The sequence below is a fragment of the Aquabacter spiritensis genome (genome assembly GCF_004346185.1).
Classification (GTDB): Bacteria; Pseudomonadota; Alphaproteobacteria; order Rhizobiales; family Xanthobacteraceae; genus Aquabacter; species Aquabacter spiritensis.
In genome coordinates this window covers 1-4,998 of sequence record NZ_SMAI01000034.1, presented here as the reverse complement: position 1 = coordinate 4,998, position 4,998 = coordinate 1, and the positions used below count along the sequence as shown (strand labels likewise).

The window sequence follows — 4,998 nt, the reverse complement described above, 5'->3', positions numbered from 1 at the left end:
CGTGCAAGTCGTCGGCAAACACCCGGATAACGAATTCATGAACAAAATCAAATCGTCTCTTCGCCCCGCGCATCGTTCCCCTCAAGCCGGCTGATTTCCTTCAGCACGACCTCGGAATCCCAAAATCAGGCGTTTTCGAGGCCGGGAAAATGAGGGGATTCATGAGGGCTGCGCCAGGAGCGCGGCCTCTCCACAGCGACCATCCAAGACTACTGCGCCGCCGCCAACCACTTCTTCTTCTGGTTGGCTGGAAAGGGTGTTCCCTTAAACGCCGTCCAGATGAATGACATCGACGATGTCATTGCGGCAGAGCACAGGCGAGGAGTCTGGAGCCGCCGAACCATACACGATTACGCTCAGCGTCTGAGGGCCTTCTTCCTGTTTGCCGAAGCGCGCGGCTGGTGCCGAGCCGGGCTGGCCGCGGGGATCATGGCGCCCCGGTTCATGGCGGACGAGACCGTGCCGAAGGGCATAAAGCGCGCCGACGCCCTGCGGCTACTGGCTTCTGTTCGGGGGGATCGCCCGGTCGACAAACGCGACCGCGCAATCCTGATGCTGTTCATCGCCTATGGACTGCGGGCCGGGGAAGTCGCCGGCCTACGGCTCAACGATCTGGACTGGGAGAACGAGGTCATTCGCGTTCGCTGCCCGAAGCCAGGACGAACCCATGTCTGGCCACTCTCACTGGACGTCGGCGATGCCATTCTGTGCTATATACGAGAGGCACGGTCGTCCGGCATCGGGCGCAGCCTCTTCTTTACTTCGCATGCGCCCATCCGACCGGTTGACAGAAAGACCCTCGGCAAGATCGTCCGTGATCGTCTCGCAAGAATAGGCATCGTCACCGGCCGACGTGGCACGCATGCCTTGCGCCATACCGCGGCCCAGCATCTGCTGGACCAGGGCATGTCCATGAAGGTGATCGGGGACTTTCTCGGGCACCGCAACCCGTCCTCCACCGCGATTTACGCCAAGGTCAATCTCGCAGCCCTCCGCGAGGTTGCGACCCTCGATCTGGAGGGTCTGGCATGACGCTGCACGAGGCAATCGGGCAATATATCCTCTGGCGGCAGGCTCATGGCGCGAAGTTCACGACCGGGGCGAACCTCCTGCGTCACTTCCTCGGATATGCCGACGGGGATGCCGGCTGCGACGCGGTCACCACGGCGCAGGTTCTCGCCTTTCTGGCGGGCAAGGGTCCGCTGACTCGGCAGCGCGAGAACAAATATTACGCCCTTGCCGGCTTCTGGCGCCATGCGATCAGCCGTGGCCATGCGATCCGCTCGCCGCTCCCGAACAGCGAACCGAAATCGCCGCCCCGGACGCCGCCGTATATCTACTCGCATGACGAGTTGCGGCGGCTCTTTGATCCTATGAACTTGGAGAGCAGTCGGCGTGGTGCGGTTCAGCTCGACGCGGTGACATTCCGGACCCTGCTTCTTCTGTTATACGGGGCCGGATTGCGCTTCAGCGAGGCGACGGGGCTCACGCTGACGGATGTCGATCTGGCGGAAGCCATTCTGACCATACGCGCCACGAAGTTCTACAAGAGCCGTCTGGTTCCGATCGGATCGCAGCTTGCAACGGTGCTGGCCGACTATATACCTCTGCGGCGGCGTGGCGGGCTTGCGCAGGGCGAGACTTCCTTCCTTCCTTCTGGCGAACCGGGACGGCACTCGGCTCGCCAGCAGCACCGTTCAGTCCGCCTTCGACGCGCTGCGGCGTATCGCCGGAGTCCATGGCACGGCAGGCGCGCGACGGATCCCACGCCTGCACGATCTCCGGCACAGCTTCGCGGTTCACAGCCTGACTGCCTGGTATCGTCAGGGAGCGGATGTGCAACGGTTGCTACCCGTACTCTCCACCTATCTCGGCCATGCCAATCTGGAGGGCACCAAGGTCTATCTGTCGATGACGCCGGACCTTCTTCAGCAGGCATCGCTACGCTTTGAGCGCTACGCGGGTGGAGGTCAGCATGCCTGATCTCGTAACCCTCGGCCCATGGCTCCGGCGCTTCCTGTGCGAATATATCGTCACCGAACGCAATCTGGCCCGGAACACCCGCAGCAGCTACCGGGACACCTTCAGCCTGCTGCTGCCGTTCGTCAGCCGCAAGCTGCGCAAACCCGTGGACCGGCTGGCTGTATGTGATCTCACCTCCCGGCTGGTGTTGCAATTCCTTGCGCATCTTGAAGAAGGCCGCGGGTGCTCTGCCCGGACCCGCAATCAGAGACTTGCCGCCATCCGGGCATTTGCCCGCTTCATCGGCAGCCGGGATCCGGCCCATGTCGAATGGTGCGGCCATATCCGGGCCATCGCATCGAAGAAATCCATGTCGCCGCCGGTCGGATGGCTGACCAGGGCGGAAATGGAGGCCATGCTCGCCGTGCCCGACCGCAAGACCAGACGCGGCCGTAGCGAATACGCGCTTCTGCTCTTTCTCTACAATACCGGGGCGCGTGTCTCCGAAGCCACGCAACTGAAGGTGCGCGATTTGCGGATCGGGCGCGGGAATGGCGGTCACGATCTTGCTGCCCTGCACGGCAAGGGCGGCAAGCCGCGCCAGTGCCCACTGTGGCCGGAAACCGAACGCGTTCTGGCCGACGAAATCCTGGGTCGCTCGGTCGACGACGCCGTGTTCGTCAGCAGGCTCGGAACGCCTTTTACCCGCTTCGGGGTCTATCGCCTTATCGAGCGTTGCGCGGCCCGGGTGCCGGAACTGACAGACAGAACGATAACCCCGCATGTGATCCGGCATACGACGGCCTGCCACCTGGTTCTCGCCGGCGTGGACATTAATACCATCCGCGCCTGGCTCGGCCACGTCTCGATCAGCACTACCAACATCTATGCCGAAATAGACCTGACGCAGAAAGCCAACGGGGTCAGGGTGACAATCGAGAACGGGGCCTCGCCGGCCACCATCGCAGCGGTGATCGGCGCGCTGAAGGCCGGGTCGTGATCGGCCCGAGCGGCGCGGTCCGCGTCATGGTGGCGACGCGGCCGGTGGACTTCCGCAAAGGGGCGGAGGGGCTCGCCGCCTTGGTGCGTGAGACCATGGGCGCCGATCCATTCTCCGGCACGGTGTACGTCTTCCGGGCCAAGCGCGTCGACCGGGTGAAGCTGGTGTTCTGGGACGGCACCGGTGTCGTGCTGGTGGCGAAGCGGCTGGAGGACGGTGCGTTCCGCTGGCCCAAGGTAGAGGACGGCATCCTGCAGCTGACATCGGCCCAGCTCCAGGTCTTGCTCGAGGGGCTCGACTGGCGGCGGGTGCATGAGGCGCAGCGCACGACGACACCGGTCGCCGCCAGCTGAAGAGGCTCGCCGGCGCCCGGCGAATATGATTCTATCTTGATCATGGCTTCGCTCTCCACCGAGCTTCCCCGCGATCCCGAGACGCTCCAGGCGATGCTGATTGCGCGGGATGCCGAGATCGAGCGCCTGCGCCAGATCATCAAGGAGCTGCAGCGCCACCGCTTCGGGCGCCGGGCGGAGAGCCTGCCCGAGGACCAGCTGCTGCTGGCCCTGGAAGAGGCCGAGCAGGTCGAAGCCGCCGGCTTCGCCGCGTCCGAAGAGCAGGCACCGGCCGAGAAGGCCGACCGGGTCGCGAAGCGCCGGGCAAATCGCGGGGCTCTGCCCGCCCATCTGCCGCGGATCGAGACCGTGGTCGATATCGAGAGCGACGTCTGCCCGTGCTGTTCCGGCAAGCTGCACCGCATCGGCGAGGACGTGGCCGAGCGGCTCGACATGGTGCCCGCCCAGTTCTGCGTCCTGGTGGTGCGGCGGCCGAAATATGCCTGCCGCTCCTGCGCGGATGTGGTGGTGCAGGCCCCGGCGCCGGCACGGCTGATCGAGGGCGGACTGCCGACCGAGGCAACCGTCGCCCATGTGCTCGTCTCCAAATATGCCGACCATCTACCCCTGTATCGCCAGGCCCAGATCTACGGGCGCCAGGGCATCGCGCTCGACCGCTCGACGCTGGCGGACTGGATCGGACGCGCGGCCTTCCTGCTGCGGCCTGTCCATGAGCGGCTGCTGGCGGTGCTGAGGAGCTCGCCCAAGCTGTTCGCCGACGAGACCACGGCGCCGGTACTGGATCCCGGCCGCGGCCGGACCAAGACCGGGCAGCTCTTCGCCTATGCCCGTGACGACCGGCCCTGGGGCGGCGCCGATCCTCCCGCCGTCGCCTATGTCTATGCCCCCGACCGCAAGGGCGAGCGGCCCATCGCCCACCTCGACGGCTTCACCGGCATCCTGCAGGTCGATGGCTATGGCGGGTACAAAAAGTTGGCCGGACGCAACGCCGTGAACCTGGCGTTCTGCTGGGCGCATGTGCGGCGTCGCTTCTACGAGCTCGCTCAGGCCGGCCCTGCACCCATCGCCAGCGAGGCCCTGCAGCGCATCACCGAGCTCTATCACGTCGAGACTGCAATCCGGGGCCGGACCCCGGATGAGCGCCGGGCCGCACGCCGGGAGAAGAGCAGGCCGATCACCAACGCCCTCGAGCCATGGCTTCGGGCGAAACTGGCGTTGATCAGCCAGAAGACCAAGCTCGCCGAGGCGATCCGCTACGCGCTCTCGCGCTGGGAGGGCCTCACCTTGTTCCTCGACGACGGCCGCGTCGAGCTGGACAACAATATCGTCGAGCGTTCCATCCGACCCTTGGCCCTGACAAGGAAGAATGCGCTCTTCGCCGGCTCCGACGGCGGCGCCGAACACTGGGCCGTCATCGCTTCGCTGGTCGAGACCTGCAAGCTCAACGGCGTCGACCCTCAGGCCTACCTCGCGGACGTCATCACCCGCATCGTCAACGGCCACCCCAACAGCCGCATCGACGACCTCATGCCATGGGCCTATCCCGCACAGCCCGCCCTCAGCAACGTGGCCTGAAGACGACGCTTACCGGGCAGCGCACAGCGCAGCGACAGCATCGTCTCGATGCCTTCGCCGGCAGCGAGGACGTCGTCGGCCGCGCCAAAGCGGACGGCATGGCCGAGG

At 65.4% G+C, this 4,998-nt stretch carries 5 protein-coding genes and 2 pseudogenes; 6 read left to right on the top strand and 1 reads right to left on the bottom strand.

Annotation, left to right across the window (positions count from 1 at the left end; translation table 11 throughout):
• The first annotated feature begins 168 nt into the window (after positions 1 to 168).
• The 6 genes and pseudogenes from EDC64_RS23240 (at position 169) to tnpC (ending at position 4,890) form a co-directional block, all read left to right on the top strand.
• The gene (locus EDC64_RS23240) at positions 169 to 1,032 is read left to right on the top strand and encodes a tyrosine-type recombinase/integrase (protein ID WP_274594966.1); all 864 of its coding nucleotides are present in this window, start codon (positions 169 to 171) and stop codon (positions 1,030 to 1,032) included.
• Positions 1,029 to 1,622: pseudogene (locus EDC64_RS24145) on the top strand (tyrosine-type recombinase/integrase); the annotation flags it as partial. The gene EDC64_RS23240 and the pseudogene EDC64_RS24145, both read left to right, overlap by 4 nt.
• A complete protein-coding gene (locus tag EDC64_RS24140) occupies positions 1,618 to 1,983 on the top strand; it encodes a tyrosine-type recombinase/integrase (protein WP_420808978.1) in 366 nt (121 codons plus the stop codon). The pseudogene EDC64_RS24145 and the gene EDC64_RS24140, both read left to right, overlap by 5 nt.
• Complete coding sequence (locus tag EDC64_RS23230) at positions 1,976 to 2,962, top strand: tyrosine-type recombinase/integrase (RefSeq protein WP_132036231.1); 987 nt, start codon at positions 1,976 to 1,978, stop codon at positions 2,960 to 2,962. The genes EDC64_RS24140 and EDC64_RS23230 overlap by 8 nt, the downstream gene beginning before the upstream one ends.
• Entirely contained in the window at positions 2,959 to 3,315 is a 357-nt protein-coding gene (tnpB, locus tag EDC64_RS23225; RefSeq protein ID WP_132036229.1) for an IS66 family insertion sequence element accessory protein TnpB, read from the top strand. The genes EDC64_RS23230 and tnpB overlap by 4 nt, the downstream gene beginning before the upstream one ends.
• A 42-nt stretch (positions 3,316 to 3,357) precedes the next feature.
• Positions 3,358 to 4,890, top strand: a complete 1,533-nt coding sequence (tnpC, locus tag EDC64_RS23220) for an IS66 family transposase (protein ID WP_132036233.1) — start codon at positions 3,358 to 3,360, stop codon at positions 4,888 to 4,890.
• Positions 4,891 to 4,904: 14 nt separating this feature from the next.
• On the opposite strand, the pseudogene EDC64_RS23980 reads toward tnpC, so the two are convergent.
• Positions 4,905 to 4,998: pseudogene (locus EDC64_RS23980) on the bottom strand (DUF7146 domain-containing protein); the annotation flags it as partial.

Excerpts from the sequence above, each read along its gene's own strand:
- tnpC (WP_132036233.1), top strand. The coding sequence starts at position 3,358 with ATGGCTTCGCTCTCCACCGAGCTTCCCCGCGATCCCGAGACGCTCCAG.
- EDC64_RS23230 (WP_132036231.1), top strand. The coding sequence starts at position 1,976 with ATGCCTGATCTCGTAACCCTCGGCCCATGGCTCCGGCGCTTCCTGTGC.